Source organism: Johannesbaptistia floridana (assembly GCF_057440575.1).
This window is the reverse complement of the sequence record NZ_JALKVM010000004.1, coordinates 1-16,242: the sequence shown is the minus strand read 5'-3', so window position 1 is coordinate 16,242 and position 16,242 is coordinate 1. Positions and strand designations below refer to the sequence as shown.

16 protein-coding genes are annotated in these 16,242 nt (G+C 36.8%); 8 read left to right on the top strand and 8 right to left on the bottom strand.

Annotated elements, in window-relative coordinates; translation table 11 throughout:
- Positions 1 to 5: 5 nt before the first annotated feature.
- From MW688_RS00280 to MW688_RS00265, 4 genes are all read right to left on the bottom strand, one after another.
- Entirely contained in the window at positions 6 to 293 is a 288-nt protein-coding gene (locus MW688_RS00280; RefSeq protein ID WP_486733900.1) for a hypothetical protein, read from the bottom strand.
- A 25-nt stretch (positions 294 to 318) separates the two neighbouring features.
- Positions 319 to 1,644, bottom strand: coding sequence for a sedoheptulose 7-phosphate cyclase (locus tag MW688_RS00275; protein ID WP_486733899.1), 1,326 nt, complete (start codon positions 1,642 to 1,644; stop codon positions 319 to 321).
- A 167-nt stretch (positions 1,645 to 1,811) separates the two neighbouring features.
- On the bottom strand, positions 1,812 to 2,492 hold the full coding sequence (locus tag MW688_RS00270; RefSeq protein WP_486733898.1) for a HEAT repeat domain-containing protein: 681 nt from the start codon (positions 2,490 to 2,492) through the stop codon (positions 1,812 to 1,814).
- A gap of 112 nt (positions 2,493 to 2,604) precedes the next feature.
- Positions 2,605 to 3,552, bottom strand: coding sequence for a PhzF family phenazine biosynthesis protein (locus MW688_RS00265; protein ID WP_486733897.1), 948 nt, complete (start codon positions 3,550 to 3,552; stop codon positions 2,605 to 2,607).
- Positions 3,553 to 3,670: 118 nt separating this feature from the next.
- Between MW688_RS00265 and MW688_RS00260 the strand changes: the two genes are divergently transcribed.
- Complete coding sequence (locus tag MW688_RS00260) at positions 3,671 to 4,258, top strand: DUF4433 domain-containing protein (protein ID WP_486733896.1); 588 nt, start codon at positions 3,671 to 3,673, stop codon at positions 4,256 to 4,258.
- Positions 4,259 to 4,262: 4 nt separating this feature from the next.
- Entirely contained in the window at positions 4,263 to 5,309 is a 1,047-nt protein-coding gene (locus MW688_RS00255) for a macro domain-containing protein (RefSeq protein ID WP_486733895.1), read from the top strand.
- Between the two features lie 417 nt (positions 5,310 to 5,726).
- Here the strand turns inward: MW688_RS00255 and MW688_RS00250 are convergent, their stop codons facing one another.
- Positions 5,727 to 6,437 (bottom strand): J domain-containing protein, encoded by a 711-nt coding sequence (locus MW688_RS00250; protein WP_486733894.1) that lies wholly within the window; start codon positions 6,435 to 6,437, stop codon positions 5,727 to 5,729.
- A 21-nt stretch (positions 6,438 to 6,458) separates the two neighbouring features.
- A complete protein-coding gene (gene cysK / locus MW688_RS00245) occupies positions 6,459 to 7,436 on the bottom strand; it encodes a cysteine synthase A (RefSeq protein ID WP_486733893.1) in 978 nt (325 codons plus the stop codon).
- Between the two features lie 376 nt (positions 7,437 to 7,812).
- Here cysK and MW688_RS00240 point away from each other — a divergent pair, with 376 nt between their 5' ends.
- Genes MW688_RS00240 through accD form a run of 4 tightly spaced genes read left to right on the top strand, consistent with a single transcriptional unit; the run spans position 7,813 to position 10,163 of the window.
- Entirely contained in the window at positions 7,813 to 8,133 is a 321-nt protein-coding gene (locus MW688_RS00240) for a hypothetical protein (RefSeq protein WP_486733892.1), read from the top strand.
- On the top strand, positions 8,133 to 8,942 hold the full coding sequence (locus tag MW688_RS00235) for a prepilin peptidase (protein WP_486733891.1): 810 nt from the start codon (positions 8,133 to 8,135) through the stop codon (positions 8,940 to 8,942). The genes MW688_RS00240 and MW688_RS00235 overlap by 1 nt, the downstream gene beginning before the upstream one ends.
- Before the next feature lie 52 nt (positions 8,943 to 8,994).
- A complete protein-coding gene (locus MW688_RS00230) occupies positions 8,995 to 9,201 on the top strand; it encodes a hypothetical protein (protein WP_486733923.1) in 207 nt (68 codons plus the stop codon).
- A gap of 11 nt (positions 9,202 to 9,212) precedes the next feature.
- Positions 9,213 to 10,163, top strand: coding sequence for an acetyl-CoA carboxylase, carboxyltransferase subunit beta (accD, locus tag MW688_RS00225; RefSeq protein ID WP_486733890.1), 951 nt, complete (start codon positions 9,213 to 9,215; stop codon positions 10,161 to 10,163).
- Between the two features lie 403 nt (positions 10,164 to 10,566).
- Here accD and MW688_RS00220 read toward each other — a convergent pair whose 3' ends face one another.
- On the bottom strand, positions 10,567 to 10,866 hold the full coding sequence (locus tag MW688_RS00220; protein ID WP_486733889.1) for a 4a-hydroxytetrahydrobiopterin dehydratase: 300 nt from the start codon (positions 10,864 to 10,866) through the stop codon (positions 10,567 to 10,569).
- A 270-nt stretch (positions 10,867 to 11,136) separates the two neighbouring features.
- Positions 11,137 to 12,849, bottom strand: a complete 1,713-nt coding sequence (locus tag MW688_RS00215; RefSeq protein ID WP_486733888.1) for a protein kinase domain-containing protein — start codon at positions 12,847 to 12,849, stop codon at positions 11,137 to 11,139.
- A 313-nt stretch (positions 12,850 to 13,162) separates the two neighbouring features.
- On the opposite strand from MW688_RS00215, the gene pheT reads away from it, so the two are divergent.
- Both pheT and MW688_RS00205 read left to right on the top strand, forming a co-directional pair.
- Positions 13,163 to 15,577 carry a phenylalanine--tRNA ligase subunit beta gene (pheT, locus tag MW688_RS00210; RefSeq protein WP_486733887.1) on the top strand — a complete coding sequence of 805 codons (2,415 nt, stop codon included), beginning with the start codon at positions 13,163 to 13,165 and terminating at the stop codon, positions 15,575 to 15,577.
- Positions 15,578 to 15,587: 10 nt separating this feature from the next.
- On the top strand, positions 15,588 to 15,857 hold the full coding sequence (locus tag MW688_RS00205; protein WP_486733886.1) for a YciI family protein: 270 nt from the start codon (positions 15,588 to 15,590) through the stop codon (positions 15,855 to 15,857).
- Positions 15,858 to 16,242 lie beyond the last annotated feature (385 nt).

Below are 16,242 nucleotides of genomic sequence, written 5' to 3'. Positions count from 1 at the left end.
TCTGTCTACAGGGTTACCTGTTTAGTGAGGCCATCTTTTGCTCCTAGGGTGTTAAACAAAGGAATAATTTTTGTGAATTTGACTTTGTTTTCTACTAAGTTCAGTGTGCTATACTGACTCAAATATGGATCTATTAGAGCTGCCAGTTGGTGTATTTTTTGCAGGGAAACTTTTACTACTTGGGGAACTTTAGCTATTTCTGCTTGTTTGGTAGTATCCCTTTGTTTGTAAACGACAACCCTTAAGAGATTTACCGACTTGGCGGCTTTCCCTGAAATTAGTAGTGGTGTCATTTTTCTTTCCTAGTTATTTTTCTAGTTACTGCAAACCTAAATCTGCTAAGTACATTTGTTGGCCTGCACCTTCCCCAGGATATTTAGCGCAAAGCTCTTTGTGTGCTTTTACTGCTTTTTTTAGTAGTTCAGGGGAGACATCTTCTGCGTAGTCACAATTTCCTATTTTTCCTTTAGGTAATGGTGCCCACAAACCTCCATCTCCACGTTTGCGACGCATATTTCTTTGTCCTTGAAGCATGATTTGTGTATCTTCAAGAATGGGATGGTAAGTTGACAAGCCTAACTCGTTACATAAATCAACAATTCGTTCTTGTTCTTCTGTTTCTAGCCAGCCTAATTCTTTAGCTAAGGTTGCCCCAAAAGCCATGCCGATTGTTACTGCATGTCCGTGCATTAGTTTAGCTGCGGGTTCGTAACGGGGACTCCAAGTATGTCCATAGGCGTGGGGGCGATCTTGATATGTCTCAAACATATTTGTTCCTTCGTGCTTCATATAAGCGTATAAGGCACGATAGATCACCTCATCGGCAATCTCTGCTAATTCTTGGTCATCTTCTAGAGTAGCAAAGTGAGTTTCTATTAATCTTGCCCCGTATTTTTCTAACATTTCAAACAGTACTTCGTCATCTGTCACCGCCATTTTAATGATTTCAGCGATGCCATTACGGATGTGGCCTGTTGCTAATGTTTTGAAAAAACTGCGATCTACTAGAGTGAGAACAGGGGGATGATATACTCCAATGCTGTTTTTAAACTGTTCCCCATTTACACAGGTACGAGGAGATGGTCCTGCATCAATTGCTGCTACTATAGTTGTGCCAATCATGATGTAGGGAGTGCGTCTGTGTTGTAAGGCGCAGGCTAATCCGGCTACGTCACTTAATACACCGCCACCAATTACTAGGACTGGTTCGTTACGCGATACATCACAACCGTCTTTCCCTAGAAAAGCCAGTATTTTATGTACTGTTTCTGGTTTCTTGTCTGATTCCCAGGCCCGAAAAACCTCTATTTCTAAAGGTATTTCATGATATTCAAAGTATTTTCTGACTTTTTCTCCGTATAACTCATTGACAGTCTGGTCAATTACACATACACAGCGTCCACGACTGTTGTAGATGTTTGCTAGGGTGTAGTTGTCTAATTCTAATATCCCCTCTACTACTTCTACTTTGGCTTTCAGTGTGTATGTAGCTGTTACTTCAAATGATTTGCAGCCTGTTTCTGCGGTTATTTCCCCATTGCCTGTGTACCATTCTGAGGTTTGATATTTTTGATCATGTGGTCTCCAGATTACTGTTTCCTCATTCCGGTTTAGGTTTGTTTTGGGTGTTGGAGTTGAAACCATATTTTTTACGTTCCTTACTTAGTTTGGTTGTTAGAGAGTTTAAATCTCTATTCTTAAAAAATTATTAAGGAAATTAGGTATTTTGTAAATCTATAGTTTATTTGTTTTTACTAAATGATTTTTATTTTTGCCCTTAAGGTCTTTTTATAAATTAATGATTGCTTAAATCACAACAAGTTTTCTAATGTGGCAGCAACTACACGGTAATCTTCATCCTGCCTCAATTTCTCTAAGGTTTTCTCTACAATATTTTCTGCTTGATTTTCTCCTTGAATAGATCCGAACTCTCTTATTACTTTAGCTACTTGAGCTCGAATTTGCACGGATTCATTTGTAGATAAACGGAGTAATATTTCTAAAGCTTGAGCTTTTTGGGCAGTTTTGGCTAATTTTCCTAAATTTTCTATTGCTGCTAATTTAACTACTAAGTCATTTCCTTCTAATCCCCAAATACACATCTGCAATCTAGCTTCAGGAACATCTATATCTTCCATCGCTGCGAAAATACTTTGTCTAATAAGCCAATTATTATTTTGCTGAAACAATCTTAACAGATAATCTAAAGATTTTTCACCATATTTAGCTAAAGAATTAGCCGCCTCAGCAACTACATTATAATCTTTTTCGTACTTTATGATATCTACCAAGGCATTGAAAGCTTCTTCTGTTTGCTTTTTTCCTAGTCCTATAGCTACAAAGGAGCGAATGACAAATTCTTTGTCATACATTCTTTGTTTAAGTAATGGTACAACTACAGAGGGGCTGTAGTTTCTTAACTCTACAATCGCCTTCATCCTTTCCTGACTATCAGGACTATCTAAATAAACTTTTATTTGATCTAATTCCATTTACTTTTTTTATCTCTTCTTAATATAAGTTTACACTTTTTCACAAAATTGGCAAGTATTCCCTCATAAATTTAAATAAGTTTTTTGGTGATTAGAGAGAAAATGAGCAAAATTAGCATAAATCTAAATAAAATTCGCCTTTACTTACTATTCTTGACTTTCCTCCTACGTAAATTACTTTTATTTCTCTATTATCATCATCATAGTTTAATTCTGCTTTAATTTTCAAAAAACTCGGACGTCCCATCTCTATACCTTGTTCAATTTGCCATTGTAAAATCTCATCATTTTCCCCCCGTCGCTTCACTAAATAACCAGCTAAAGCTGCTGCCGCTGACCCTGTAGCTGGGTCTTCTTTTATTCCTAAGGCAGGAGCGAACATACGAGCGTGAATGTCTGAAGTGGGATTTACAGTAGTATCCGTAAACATATATAGATGGGGTGCCCAATAATTTTCTAAGTATTCCTGCCAAAGTTGGAAATTAAGCTGGACTTTTTGGATTGCTTCTAAACTAGACAAAGGAATAAATAAAAAAGGCAAGCCACAGGATACGGACTCGGGATAATATAAATCATCTATACGGATATCCGTAGTTTTTAAACCAATAATTTCTGCCAATTTATCTAGGTAGGGCACCGAAGGACCATATTCAGGCTTTTGTGAAACTGCTAAGGCTGTATAAATTGGTTGGTTATTTTCACTGACAATTTGCACCGGCACTCTTCCTACTTTTTCTTCAAAGAAAATTGTAGTTGTAGAATCTACTAAGGGATATGAACCAATCGCCGCCAGTAAATAAGCGGCACCCACGGTAGGATGTCCAGCAAATGCTAATTCTGTGGTCGGTGTAAATATCCGTAAACGCCGAGTATTTTGAGGGTTTTCTGGAGGTAAAATAAATACTGTCTCAGAAAGATTAAATTCTTTGGCGATTTTTTGCATTTGTTCCTCCTGTAAGCCTTCTGCTTCGGGAAAAACCCCTAGGGGATTTCCCCCAAAAATTTCCTCAGTAAAGACATCTAAAGTATAAAATGTGTATTTTTTATCTTCTCTAAACATGACCAGCTATTAATATTAGAACTATTAGCTAAAATGATATGATCAAATTATCTACATAAGCAAGATACCTAATACCGTTGGTTACAGTCTCAATTTGAGAAAAACTAAAGTAAAAAAAATGCTTTCTCAATATGGTATTCAATATCTATACCATATTACTGCCATAGATAATCTTAGTTCAATTTTAGACAAAGGACTGGTTTCTCATTATCAAGCTCATTTCCAACAGCTTATTCGTACAGATATTTCTGACCCAAATGTACAGCTACTTAGATATCAAAAAAAACTTCGGGGCTTACCTTTACAAGAATATGTCCCCCTTTATTTTAATCCTAAAAATCCCATGCTCTTTGTTAGAAAAAATCAACAAAGTCAATTAGCTATTTTAGCTATTGACCCTTTGGTACTAATCTTACCCCATACAGCTTTTAGTGATGGTAATGCTGCTTGCGCTGAAACTAACTTTTATTGGGATTTCCCTAATATAACTAAGTTGAACTGGAAAATAATTCGCAAACAGACTTGGCATGATGAACCCAATGGAAAAAGAATTAAATGTGCTGAAGTGTTAGTATATAATCAAATTCCAGTAACTCGTATTTTGAAAATATTTTGTTATTCAAAAATGACTGTAGAATATCTTAAACAAACAATTCTGCCAAATTCATCTATACCAATAGAAGTAAATAGACATCTTTATTTTTAAATTTATGCTCAAATATAGTCAAACAACTGTTTTTAATGTTAATACTCAAACAATTGTTAATACAGTAAATTGTATGGGAGTAATGGGTGCAGGTTTAGCTTTAGAGTTTAAATTACGTTTTCCTCAAATGTATGCTGATTACGTTAAACGCTGCCGCAGTGGAGAAATTACTGTGGGCAAAGTTAGTTTATATCAAGAGGAAAATATACCCAATATTATTAATTTTCCTACTAAAGATAATTGGAAATATTCTTCTAATTTGGCTTGGATAGAATCAGGTCTACGTGACTTTATTGATAAATATAAACAGTGGGGCATAACTTCTATTGCTTTTCCTAAGTTGGGATGCGATCGCGGTGGTTTACAATGGTCTCAAGTTAATGTTTTAATGGAAAAATATTTAACTTCCCCAGATGATTTAGAAGTTTATATTTGTCTTGATAATGAAACTCAAGCCCAAGGGATTGAAAAACAAATGCTTGACTTACTAAGTCAACCAGATATTTTACAAAAGAAGTTAAATTTAACTAGTTATCAACAGGAAAAAATTACCCAGGCTTTACCATTACCAAGATTTAGAAATTTAGCTAAAATCTATGGTATTAGTAAAGATACATATCAAGATATATTTAAAGCTTTATATAATATCTCTCAAGAAACTGTTAGCATAAGTTCTCAAAAACATTTATCTTTTTCTACAATTAATCAAGATATATTTACTCTTGCAGATGTCCGTTTACGCTTAGTTTTGTTTTTACAAAGTATTGGTTTGAATCCTCAAGAAATCAGTAAGTTATTAAGAAATGATTTAATTAAACAGGGTCAAGATTTAATTATTAGTTTGCCAGGGAAATCTGGAGTAGTTATACCTTGGAAAATTTGGCAAAAGCTGAAAGTTAATTTAGATGAAATAGAAGCTAAAAATCCTCTAATTGCTCATAAAAATAAGTCAGAAAAAGCCCTAAAACCAACTACAATTAAAAAATTAATCAGTACAGGTAATAAATTACTTAAACAGCAAAATGTCCAGCAGTTGACACTTTTTGGATAAGATAATAATTTTACTATGGTGCAATTAAGTTGAAGTGAAGTCAAGACTTCTTACTCGTTACTCATTACTTCAAAACTCATTACTTCAAGATTCATCCACCACAAGTAACTTTGGGTAAAGATGCAAGATCTGAGTTTAAGGGGTTAGGATCAATTCTTTAACTCATTACTTCAAAACTCATTACTTCAAAACTCATTATTTATCCATCACCAGCAACTTTTGGCAAAGGTACAAGATCTGAGTTTCAGGTGTCAGGTTTTTTTAAATGACTTTCAAGTCCAGTAGGTGTGAACCGCGCTTCGCGCACTTCGCACCAGATTATCAAAATATTAAGTATTTATACTTAAAAACTAGAAAATTAGCGATCGCGCTTATTTTCAGAAATTTGTAATAAATAAAGATTACACTATGCACCAACTAAATTAAGTTTTGAGCAGCACAATTAGCTTCTTCTTGTAAGTTGCGAGCTATACGGAATAGTTCTTTACCTGTATGTAAATAACTTTCGCAATAATTTTGAGTAAATAAATCTAATTCATCAATTCCGTCAGTAATTTGATTGAGACAATAGTATAAATTAGCAGCTATTTTAGCTAATTTAGGGGGATTAGGTTGATGATGTAAGCATAATCTAGCTTTAACTAAATAATGACGAGATTGAGATATATATGCTTGAAAATCTGACATCAAGTCATCATCAAAAGGATCTGCTGCTAAATGGTCTATTTGCTTTTCTAGAGGGTCTAAAATGAGAGATAGCCAATCATTTACCGGGAGATAAACCTGTTGTATCCAACGGCTCAACTGTAAATCTGCTTGTTTTTCGTTAGCCCGTTGGCGTTCGTAGTCTTTTTGAACTCTGGTATTTTTTTGTTCTCTATGAACTCTACTGGTGTAAACATCGCGGCGATCGCTCTGTTGAAGTTGGCGATCATATTTCTGTCTTTTTTGAGGGTCTCCTAAAACTTCGTAAGCTGCATTAATAGAAATAATCGTTTCATGGTTAGCATCAGAGGTTTGAGTATCAGGATGAAACTGCTTAACTAAATTACGATAAGCTGATTTTACTTCTGTTTGAGAAGCTTTAGGGTTAATTCCGAGAATTTTATAGTGATTGTCTTTAGACATAACATAACCTGAAAATAATGACTATGCTTTGTGCTCAACAGCTACGGGAATTGATGTATCCGGGATTAGATCTTGAAATAGGGGGGTACTTAAATAGCGCTCACCAAAACTAGGTTGAATCATCACTATCATTTTACCTTCATTTTCTTGACGTCTGCCAATTTTTATAGCCGCACAGAGGGCCGCACCTGTAGAAATCCCTGATAGTATCCCTTCTTCTTTAGCTAGGCGTCTACCGTAGGTCATCGCCTCTTCATCTGTCACCCCTATTACTTCATCAATTAGTTCTTGTTTCAAAACTTCGGGAATAAATCCGGCGCCGATTCCTTGGATTTTATGAGGTCCGGGATTACCTCCCGACAATACAGAACTATTATATGGTTCAACGGCGATCGCCTTAAAAGATGGTTTATACTTTTTTATTGTTGACGATACTCCGGTAATTGTTCCTCCTGTGCCTACTCCTGCCACTAAAAAATCTATTTTCCCCTCTGTATCTTCCCAAATTTCTTCTGCTGTAGTAATTTCGTGGATTTTTGGATTTGCTGGGTTGCGAAATTGTTGCAGCATATAAGCATTTGGTAAAGATTCTACAATTTCTTGAGAGCGTCTAATACAGCCACTCATGCCTTGGTTACCTGGGGTTAGTTCTAGTTGTGCTCCGAAAGCCTTCAACATCGCTCTTCTTTCTTTGCTCATCGTTTCTGGCATAGTTAGTATAATTTTATAGCCTTTAGCTGCTGCCGCCATTGCTAAAGCTATCCCTGTATTACCAGACGTTGGTTCTACCAAGATCGTTTTTTCTGGACTAATCAGACCTTGTTTTTCTGCTTCGTTGATCATATTGATCCCGATTCGGTCTTTCACTGAAGCCGAGGGATTCATGCCTTCGAGTTTAACAACTATCATAGCTAAACAACCCTCTTGAGAAGGAATTCTATTTAGTTTGACTAAGGGAGTACGACCGACTAGTTCAGTAATATTTTCTGCTATTTTCATCTTTTTATTCCCCAGTCTTGGTTACTGTAATAATTTTTCAATTTTCCTGTAGGTTAGTATACTAGTGTTATTTTAAATTTTTTACTATTTTAACTTAATCATAAAAAAACCTTCGTTGTTAAGCCAACGAAGGTTTTCATTTTGTTTTGGGGTCTACTAGTTGAAACCTGACTGCCGGGTGGAACCCAAGCGGTGTCAATTTTCATTATTTTCATTGACTGCTAGAGAACAGCCCCGGCGCACAGCCGGCTAACTTCAACTAGGAGACCCATGATTTTACTACTATCGTTCATGGGCATCACCTCCTTTGTTCCCTGTATGGTATTTTTTACACTAGAATAAATATAACATATAAAATAAATAACGACCACTAGGAATGCTAAACTCTAACTTAAATGAGTTAAATTTTCAAGTTAAAAGAAGGGTTAAAAACGTGTTATATCCTCCAGAGTCAACAAAATCAGAAGCTGAAGTATCAGAATTTTCTCACCTTTGGAACGTTGAATTAATCCAAGCTGCGCAAAAAATTTACTATACTTACTATCAGCTTCATGGTGAAAATGATAAATCTCCTATTGGCGTAGCTATAGATCCCAAGACTCATAGAGGTCAGGTACTCTTTACGAGGATACCCATATTACTACCGAGGGAACACTTTATTCCTCTAGATATAATTGAGAGTGAGGCTGAGTATTAGTGCCGTTATTTTATTTTATCGTTTATCTATTTGTATTTATATTGGGATCAGCAATTGGAAGTTTTCTTAACGTAGTTATCTATCGTTTACCAGCAAAAATTTCTCTAATACATCCACCTTCGCGCTGCCCTAAATGTTTACATCCCTTAGGTAAAACGGAAAATGTTCCTATCTTCGGTTGGCTTTGTTTAAAAGGCCGTTGCCGTTGGTGTAAAACCCCAATCTCCTGGCGCTATCCCCTAATAGAAACTGTCTGCGCTATTTTATTTAGTTTAGTTTTTTGGAAATTTGACTTTAGTTATTTAACAATAGGTTACTGGATCTTATTAAGCTGGTTACTAGCTTTGGCTTTGATAGATTTTGATACAATGACTCTACCTGGTGTGTTGACAAAATCAGGGTTAGTTGTAGGTTTAATTTTCCGCATCTTTTTAGGATGGCAGCAGGATTTAATTCCTGGTGCTATAACTCAATTTATGGGAGGAGTTGGGGCTGCTGTTTTGGGAATTTGGTTATTTGATGTTATTGTAATTGTAGGCACCATCGCTTTGGGACAAGTGGCTATGGGTGGAGGAGATCCAAAACTAGCCTCAATGATTGGGGCTTGGTTAGGATGGCAAAACCTATTATTAACAGGCTTTATAGCTTGTGGCTTGGGAGCGATAATTGGCGGGGTAGGAATCAGTATGGGTTTTCTTTCTCGTCGTCAAGCGATGCCTTTTGGTCCTTTTTTAGTTTTAGGAGCTATATGCAGTCTATTTTTTGGTTCACAATTGATTTCTCTCTATATGGAGCTTTTTTTCCCTTAAAGCTCCATATTGATAAAATGGTAAGATAAATTTGATTGGTACAATAAGTAAGGTGTTTTGGATTACCATAAGAACTACTACCGCTCGTTGGGAAGCTGAATTAATGCAGCAGATCCTCGAAGCTCACAATCTTCCTAGCCGAGTAATTGATATTGGGCTGGGTGTTTATTGTGGACAAGGTAGTCAAGCTGCTTTACAAGTTCTTAGTAAAGATCAGTGGATAGCTTTATTATTGCTCAGTCCTGTAGAAGATAATTAGAATTTTTAAAAATGTCGTTATTTGATTGGTTTGCTAACTTACGAAAATCTGAAACCACAGTGGAAAAACCTCAAGAAAGAGAAATCGCAGAAGGGTTATGGAGTAAATGTCCGGCTTGTGGAGTTTTAACTTATACTAAAGACTTAGAAGCTAATCAATTGGTTTGTTTAGAATGTGACCATCACTTGATGGTTGATAGCAATCAGCGCATTCGACAACTAATTGACTCTCAATCTTGGCAATCAATAGGCGCAAATTTATGTGCAACAGACCCTCTGGGTTTTCGCGATCGCAAACTCTACAGTGAAAGGATCAAGGAAACTCAAGAAAAAACAGGTCTTATTGATGCCGTCCAAACGGGTATCGGTTTATTAGCTGGATTACCTGTGGCTTTGGGAGTAATGGATTTTCGCTTTATGGGTGGCAGTATGGGCTCAGTTGTTGGCGAAAAACTCTGTATTTTGATTGAATACGCCACCGCTAATAATTTGCCTGTGATTATTATTTGTGCCTCAGGAGGCGCTCGTATGCAAGAAGGTATGCTCAGTTTAATGCAAATGGCTAAAATTTCTGGGGCTCTTTCTCGCCATCAACAAGCAGGCTTACTCTATATTCCTGTTCTCACTCATCCTACTACAGGTGGTGTTACTGCTAGTTTTGCCATGTTGGGCGATTTAATTATAGCTGAACCTAAAGCTACTATCGGCTTTGCTGGTAAAAGAGTAATTGAACAAACCTTAAGAGAGAAACTCCCTGAAGGCTTTCAAACTTCTGAATATCTCCTGGAACATGGATTCATTGATTTGATAGTTCCTCGTACTCAACTTAAGAATACCTTAGCTCAATTGATTGCTTTACATCAGCCATTTTCTTCGCCTTTACCATCTACTCAATCTACTCACCTCTACGAACATCTTGAGTCTAAGCAGAATATTTTAGAACATCAGCTTAATTTACAGTAATTTCCTACACTTAACTATATGTGAAAACTATGTAGGGGACGGGTGAAAAAGTAAGTTTTTGAGGAGGAGGTAGGCTTTGAGGCACTCATGCAACAAACATTTTATGATATAGCCACAGACTTTGTCTATTAGGACATATAAGTTATTGTTTTTAGGGAACTCACGAACAGGGAACATAACAGGGCAAAAAAGCTTTGGAGGAAACCTCCCTCCAACACCCCCTCACCAAAAGTGTCCTAACCGTCATGGCGACTGCTATACTTACGTAATAAATGGGGGCGCAAGTATGAGCGCCCCTACTTTGCACTTTTTTCAAAAGAAAACCAGCTTAAATCTATACCAAATCAGAGTTTTAGATTTATTCAGCAAGCCTTATGTAGGCAATCTGTAAAATATAGATTACTTACTCAGATTTTGCCGCTAGTTGATTAGCTTTAGTGGCAAAATCAATATCTAAGTTGGTAATCCCCCCCGCATCATGAGTTGTCAAATCAATGATAACCTTATTGTAAACATTAAACCATTCGGGATGATGTCCCATTGATTCAGCTACTATTGCTAAGCTACTCATAAAGCCGAAGGCTTCGATAAATGAGGGAAATTTAAACTCACCATGTAATTTAGAGTCTTTTAAACTCCAACCCGGTAAATTCTCAACGGATTTAGCCAGTTCGTTGCTTGAAAGCAGTTTACTATTAGACATAAATTCAGTAAAAATAAATAGTCCTACTGCTTATTTTAACGAATGTCGCCAGAATTCCCTAATCTTCTATAAATCTGTAGGGTGCGAAGTACGAAGTGTAACGCACCATTAATTATCTCGTACACAAAGTAAATTGTTTAATTAGTTACAACATATTCTTGTAGGTTGGTTTGAAGGAACGAAACCCAACAATTTACTGTTATGTATTGGATTGCACTTAGTTTAACCTTATTGACGGGACATTTTTAAGTTGGGAGCATCAAAGCTTTTTTAACTCATGTTTCTACGACTATGGCGAGGAAAGATAGTTCTCCAATTAGTTTTAGCCAAAGCTAACTGGTTATCCTCTACTCTCACATTAGTCAAATTTGCTCCACATAAATTTGCTCCTTTTAGATTGGCAAATTTTAAATTAGAGTCACTCAGGTCTGCCCCTCTTAAATCCGCATTCTCTAAATTCGCATAGGCAAAATAACCACTATTAATTTTTGCATTTTTGAGATTAGCCCCAGACAAGTCACTATGCCCAAAATCAGCTCTAATTAGAGTCGCTTCTTGAAAATTTACTTTGGTCAATTTAGATTCATGGAATTTGGAGTAAGATAAATTTAACTTTCTTAAATTTAACCCTTTCAGAGAACGTTGACAGAAATCCAGCCATCCTTGTTGATGTGCCTTAGCTATCACTTCCCGAGTTAATTCATCTGGTAATTTAGTAATTTTTTGAGTTGGCGAGGCAGAGTTATCTATATCTTGTTTTCTTGGTTTTTTGCTCCCTGGATAATCTCTATCATTTTCTGCTAACGACGCCGTTACTTCTGTGTATTCTTCTATCTTCATAGGGTCTGTATCATAGGGTCTTTGACGGCGACTATTTAAATTTCTGATGGCCGCAGCTTGTTTTGACACACGACGACTACTAGGGGGTTTTTGCTTAGATACATTAGTTCTATCAAAACTGGTTCTATCAAAACTGGTTCTATCTACATTTAATAACCCAGTGTCTATCATCCCCTCTTCCCAAGAATTTCTTAAAGGTGGTGGAGATTGACCTATTAGATTTGTAGATAAATCTGCTGATTCCTCTATATAGTTAAGTTGGGCCAGAATTTCTTCCCCAGATTTATATCTATTTTTTACTGATAATTCCAGCATTTTTTCCAGAATTTCTGTGAGGGAATCGCTGATATTTACCGATTCTTGCCAGTTTAACTCTCCTGTCTCAGGATTAATCCCCAGATTCTTAGGAGATTTTCCTGTTAGTAAATAAATAGCTGTCACTCCTAAAGCATAAATGTCACTGGCATAAACTGGACGCATTGACAATTGTTCTGGAGGAGCAAAACCTAGAGTACCTATAGCAAAGGCTGTTAAGGCTGTTTGACTAGAGGTATTGGCTGCCGCGACCGTGTTAATTTCGTTTTTTACAGCCCCAAAATCAATTAAAACTAATTTGTTATCTATTTCACGGCGAATGATATTAGCTGGTTTTATATCTCTGTGAATAACACGATTTTGATGTATGTAGTCTAATATAGGGAGTGTCTCTTCTAAAAAGTATTTGACTTTCGCCTCGTCAAAAGTCCCTTTTTGTTTGACTTCTTGTTGTAAATTTAAACCTTGGACAAATTCTTGAATTAGATAAAACTCCTGGTTTGACTCGAAATAGTCTAACAGTCTTGGTACTTGAGGATGATTTCCGATTCTCCCGAGAGTTCCTGCTTCTCTTTCAAATAACTCTCTTGCCATTTTTAATAATCCTGGATCGCTATTAGAAGGCCGTAATTGCTTGACTACACAACAAGGATTACCTGGTAATGAACGATCAATAGCTAAAAAAGTGGCACCAAACCCACCTTTACCTAACTTCTTGATAATTAGATAGCGATCAACTAATAATAAGCTAGTACCGCAAGTTTGGCATTCTTTTACATTGGGAGGGTTCTGAGGCTTAGTACAATTAGGATTTAAACAGTAGCCCATTACTAAATTACCAGTTACATTTGTTATTTTTTATTCTTGTATGTCTACTTTTCACTTGCTATTCTTAAACAGCGTATTAGATAGTGTAAAATACATAATTGTCTAAGGCAAGGATTCTTAGTAAATTTTTACTTTACTTTTTGAACACAGATTTTTTTAAAAGATTAGAGTAAAATAACTCTATCATGAAACATTAGCTGTTATTTGAAAATTTGCACTTATCCTCGTAGAATAATTAAAATTGGGAAAGTGAAAAGTGAGACTTCACATAATAACTAGTATACATTGGTTGTTTAGTTTATAACAAAGATTAATGAAAATCTCACTCAAATGGTTACAAGAATTAGTAAATCTTGAGCTGTCAGCTTCAGAATTAGCTGAAGTTTTGACCATGGCCGGATTTGAAGTAGAAGCTATTGAGGATTTAACTCAACTAGCTCAAGGCGTAGTAGTAGGAAGAGTTACTGATTGTCAACCTCATCCCAATGCTGATAAACTCCGGGTATGTCAAGTTTCTCTAGGACAAGAAGAGACTACTAACATTGTCTGTGGTGCCCCCAATGTGAGAAAGGATGTTTTAGTGCCTGTAGCTACTTTGGGAAGTTACCTCCCGGCAATAGATTTAAAAATTAAACCAGTTAAGCTACGAGGAATAGCATCCAAGGGAATGATTTGCTCTCTCGCAGAGTTGGGTTTAACTAAAGAATCTGAAGGAATTCATATATTCACAGATGATAACTTACCTCTAGGAAGTGATGTATGCCCTCTCCTAGGTTTAGATGATATCGTCTTAGATTTGACTACTACAGCGAATCGTGCTGATGCTTTGAGTATGGTGGGAGTTGCTAGGGAAGTAGCAGCCTTGACCGGGTCTGAGTTTAAACCTGTGGTAGCCCCAGAAATACCAGCATCAGCTCAAGATGATGCTTTAAAAATTGAAATTAGGGATGAAGAAGCTTGTCCTGTTTATGTAGGAACTGTTATCTCAGGGGTAAAAATTGGTCCCTCTCCTCAATGGTTACAATTGAGGCTACAAGCTGCCGGGGTAAGAGCTATTAACAATGTAGTAGATGTAACTAATTATATACTGTTAGAGTGGGGACAACCCCTTCACGCTTTTGATCAAAAACGGTTACAACAGTTGACTCAGTCTGAAGAGTTAGTAATGGGAGTACGTTTTGCCCAAGGGGAAGAATCCTTAGTAACTCTTGATGCTCAAAAACGTAACTTAAAACCAGAAAATCTACTAATAACTGCTAATGATATACCAGTGGCTTTAGCAGGCGTGATGGGAGGAGAAGCTACCGAAGTTAATGATGAAACCACAAATTTAGTTCTAGAAGCAGCAATTTTTGACTCGGTGGTAGTGCGCCGTTCTTCCCGTAGCCAAAGTTTGCGGACAGAAGCATCTTCACGCTACGAACGAGGCATAAATAAAGCAGAATTTAATTTAGCAAAAAATAGGGCGATCGCCCTAATTACGGAATTGGCGGGAGGTCAAGTACTAAGTCAAGTTCAAGGGGGAGAAATCAACTTAGACAAACGTTCTATAGAATTACGATACTCTCGTTTACAAGCTATTTTAGGACCTGTTAATGAGGGAGAAATTCCCCCATCAGAAGTGGAAAAAATCTTAGTAGCTTTGGGTTGTCAAGTCAGTACAACCAGTAACGGAGTTTGGAGCGTAATTGTACCCCCCTATCGTCAACGGGATTTAGAAAGAGAAATAGATTTAATTGAAGAAGTCGCACGCCTTTATGGTTATGATAGGTTCTGCGACCAGTTGCCAGAAAATACTCAACCAGGCTATTTACCAAAACTAGAACAGGTTAAACGTAAGTTAAGAACTACTCTACGTTCTCTAGGATTAACAGAATTAATACATTATTCTTTGGTAAGTAATACAGGAAAAGAAGCCGTAATTAATAATCCTCTGTTAAAAGAGTATTCCGCTTTACGAAATAATCTCCTAGATGGTTTAATAGATGCTTGTGCCTATAATTTCTCTCAAGGTAATGGTGTACTCAATGGTTTTGAAATAGGCCGAATTTTTACTCCAGGAGAGAAAGAAATTACTGAAGAAGAAATAATAGCCGGAATCTTGGGAGGAGAAACCTACCGAGAAGGGCGCTGGGTAAAAGGCGGCAAAACTATCTATATGGATTGGTATGAAGCTAAAGGGGTTTTAAATAGCTTCTTTGATGCTATTAAGCAAACAGTAGAATACAAAGCTGAATCAGAAGATTCTAGACTACATCCTGGACGTACAGCTAGTTTATGGCTTGATAATCAATATCTAGGCTTATTTGGTCAACTTCATCCCCAACTAGCCAGCGCTAAAGATTTACCAGAAGCTGTATACGTGTTTGAGTTGAAATTTAGCGTTCTATGGGAAAGTTTGAATACCCAAGAACAAACAAAGTCTAAGTTTAAAGTTTATTCTACTTATCCAGGTGTAGCTAGAGATTTAGCATTTTTTGCTGCCGAAGAGATTTCCGTGGCCCAATTAACTAAAACCATGGCCAAAGCTGGAGGTACTCTGTTAGATAAAATAGAATTATTTGACCAGTATCAAGGGGAAAATGTGCCCACAGGTCAAAGAAGTTTAGCTTTTAGTTTAGTCTATCGTGCAGGCGATCGCACTTTAACTGAATCTGACATAGAACCTTTACAGGAAAAGATTCGTTCAGCTTTAATTGATAATTTTCAAGTCTCACTTCGGAGTTAAATTTTAATCCATGCCTAAATACATCTTATGGGGAAGTTACTGTGAAGATGCCCTGACCAAACGAACCCCCTACCGTCAAGCCCATTTAGATGGCTTAGCTTCTCAAAAAGAACAGGGCGTATTAATTACAATTGGCCCAACTAAAGATAATACTAAGGTTTTTGCCATCTATGATGCTGATAATGAATCACAGGTTCGTCAACTAGTGGAAAATGATCCCTACTGGCAAAACGGTATTTGGACAGAATACCAACTTAAAGAGTGGATTCAGGCTTTGTAATTTAAACACTCCTTCCCCTATCTCCCTCTCCCAGATGGCTATCCTTTATAAACATCTTTCTTAACATAAAACTTGACAAAAACACCAACTTGTGCGTAAGTGCTTTTTCAGATTTTGTTTAAGAAATTAATGTATAGTAATATACATTTTATCCACAACTTAAGTAATTTTACTTAAAACCCCTCTCCCTGCTCCCTGCTATACAAGGGTTTGGTGAGTTGCTTATCAAGGATAGCCCAGATGGAGATAGGGAGAGAAGGGCGAACTCCCCCCTACGAATATGATAACTTAATGACTAGTAGGTGTTTGGTGCGTTACGCGCTCTGCGCGTAACGCACCAAACATGAGTAATGAGTTTTGAAGTAATAAGTAATGAGTAAGAAGG

Bases quoted from the DNA above. Each gene is read 5' to 3' on its own strand.
- MW688_RS00255 (WP_486733895.1), top strand. From the start codon at position 4,263: ATGCTCAAATATAGTCAAACAACTGTTTTTAATGTTAATACTCAAACA.
- MW688_RS00265 (WP_486733897.1), bottom strand. From the start codon at position 3,552: ATGTTTAGAGAAGATAAAAAATACACATTTTATACTTTAGATGTCTTT.
- MW688_RS00275 (WP_486733899.1), bottom strand. From the start codon at position 1,644: ATGGTTTCAACTCCAACACCCAAAACAAACCTAAACCGGAATGAGGAA.
- MW688_RS00260 (WP_486733896.1), top strand. From the start codon at position 3,671: ATGCTTTCTCAATATGGTATTCAATATCTATACCATATTACTGCCATA.
- MW688_RS00270 (WP_486733898.1), bottom strand. From the start codon at position 2,492: ATGGAATTAGATCAAATAAAAGTTTATTTAGATAGTCCTGATAGTCAG.
- cysK (WP_486733893.1), bottom strand. From the start codon at position 7,436: ATGAAAATAGCAGAAAATATTACTGAACTAGTCGGTCGTACTCCCTTA.
- pheT (WP_486733887.1), top strand. From the start codon at position 13,163: ATGAAAATCTCACTCAAATGGTTACAAGAATTAGTAAATCTTGAGCTG.
- MW688_RS00205 (WP_486733886.1), top strand. From the start codon at position 15,588: ATGCCTAAATACATCTTATGGGGAAGTTACTGTGAAGATGCCCTGACC.
- MW688_RS00220 (WP_486733889.1), bottom strand. From the start codon at position 10,866: ATGTCTAATAGTAAACTGCTTTCAAGCAACGAACTGGCTAAATCCGTT.
- MW688_RS00215 (WP_486733888.1), bottom strand. From the start codon at position 12,849: ATGGGCTACTGTTTAAATCCTAATTGTACTAAGCCTCAGAACCCTCCC.
- MW688_RS00280 (WP_486733900.1), bottom strand. From the start codon at position 293: ATGACACCACTACTAATTTCAGGGAAAGCCGCCAAGTCGGTAAATCTC.
- accD (WP_486733890.1), top strand. From the start codon at position 9,213: ATGTCGTTATTTGATTGGTTTGCTAACTTACGAAAATCTGAAACCACA.
- MW688_RS00240 (WP_486733892.1), top strand. From the start codon at position 7,813: ATGCTAAACTCTAACTTAAATGAGTTAAATTTTCAAGTTAAAAGAAGG.
- MW688_RS00250 (WP_486733894.1), bottom strand. From the start codon at position 6,437: ATGTCTAAAGACAATCACTATAAAATTCTCGGAATTAACCCTAAAGCT.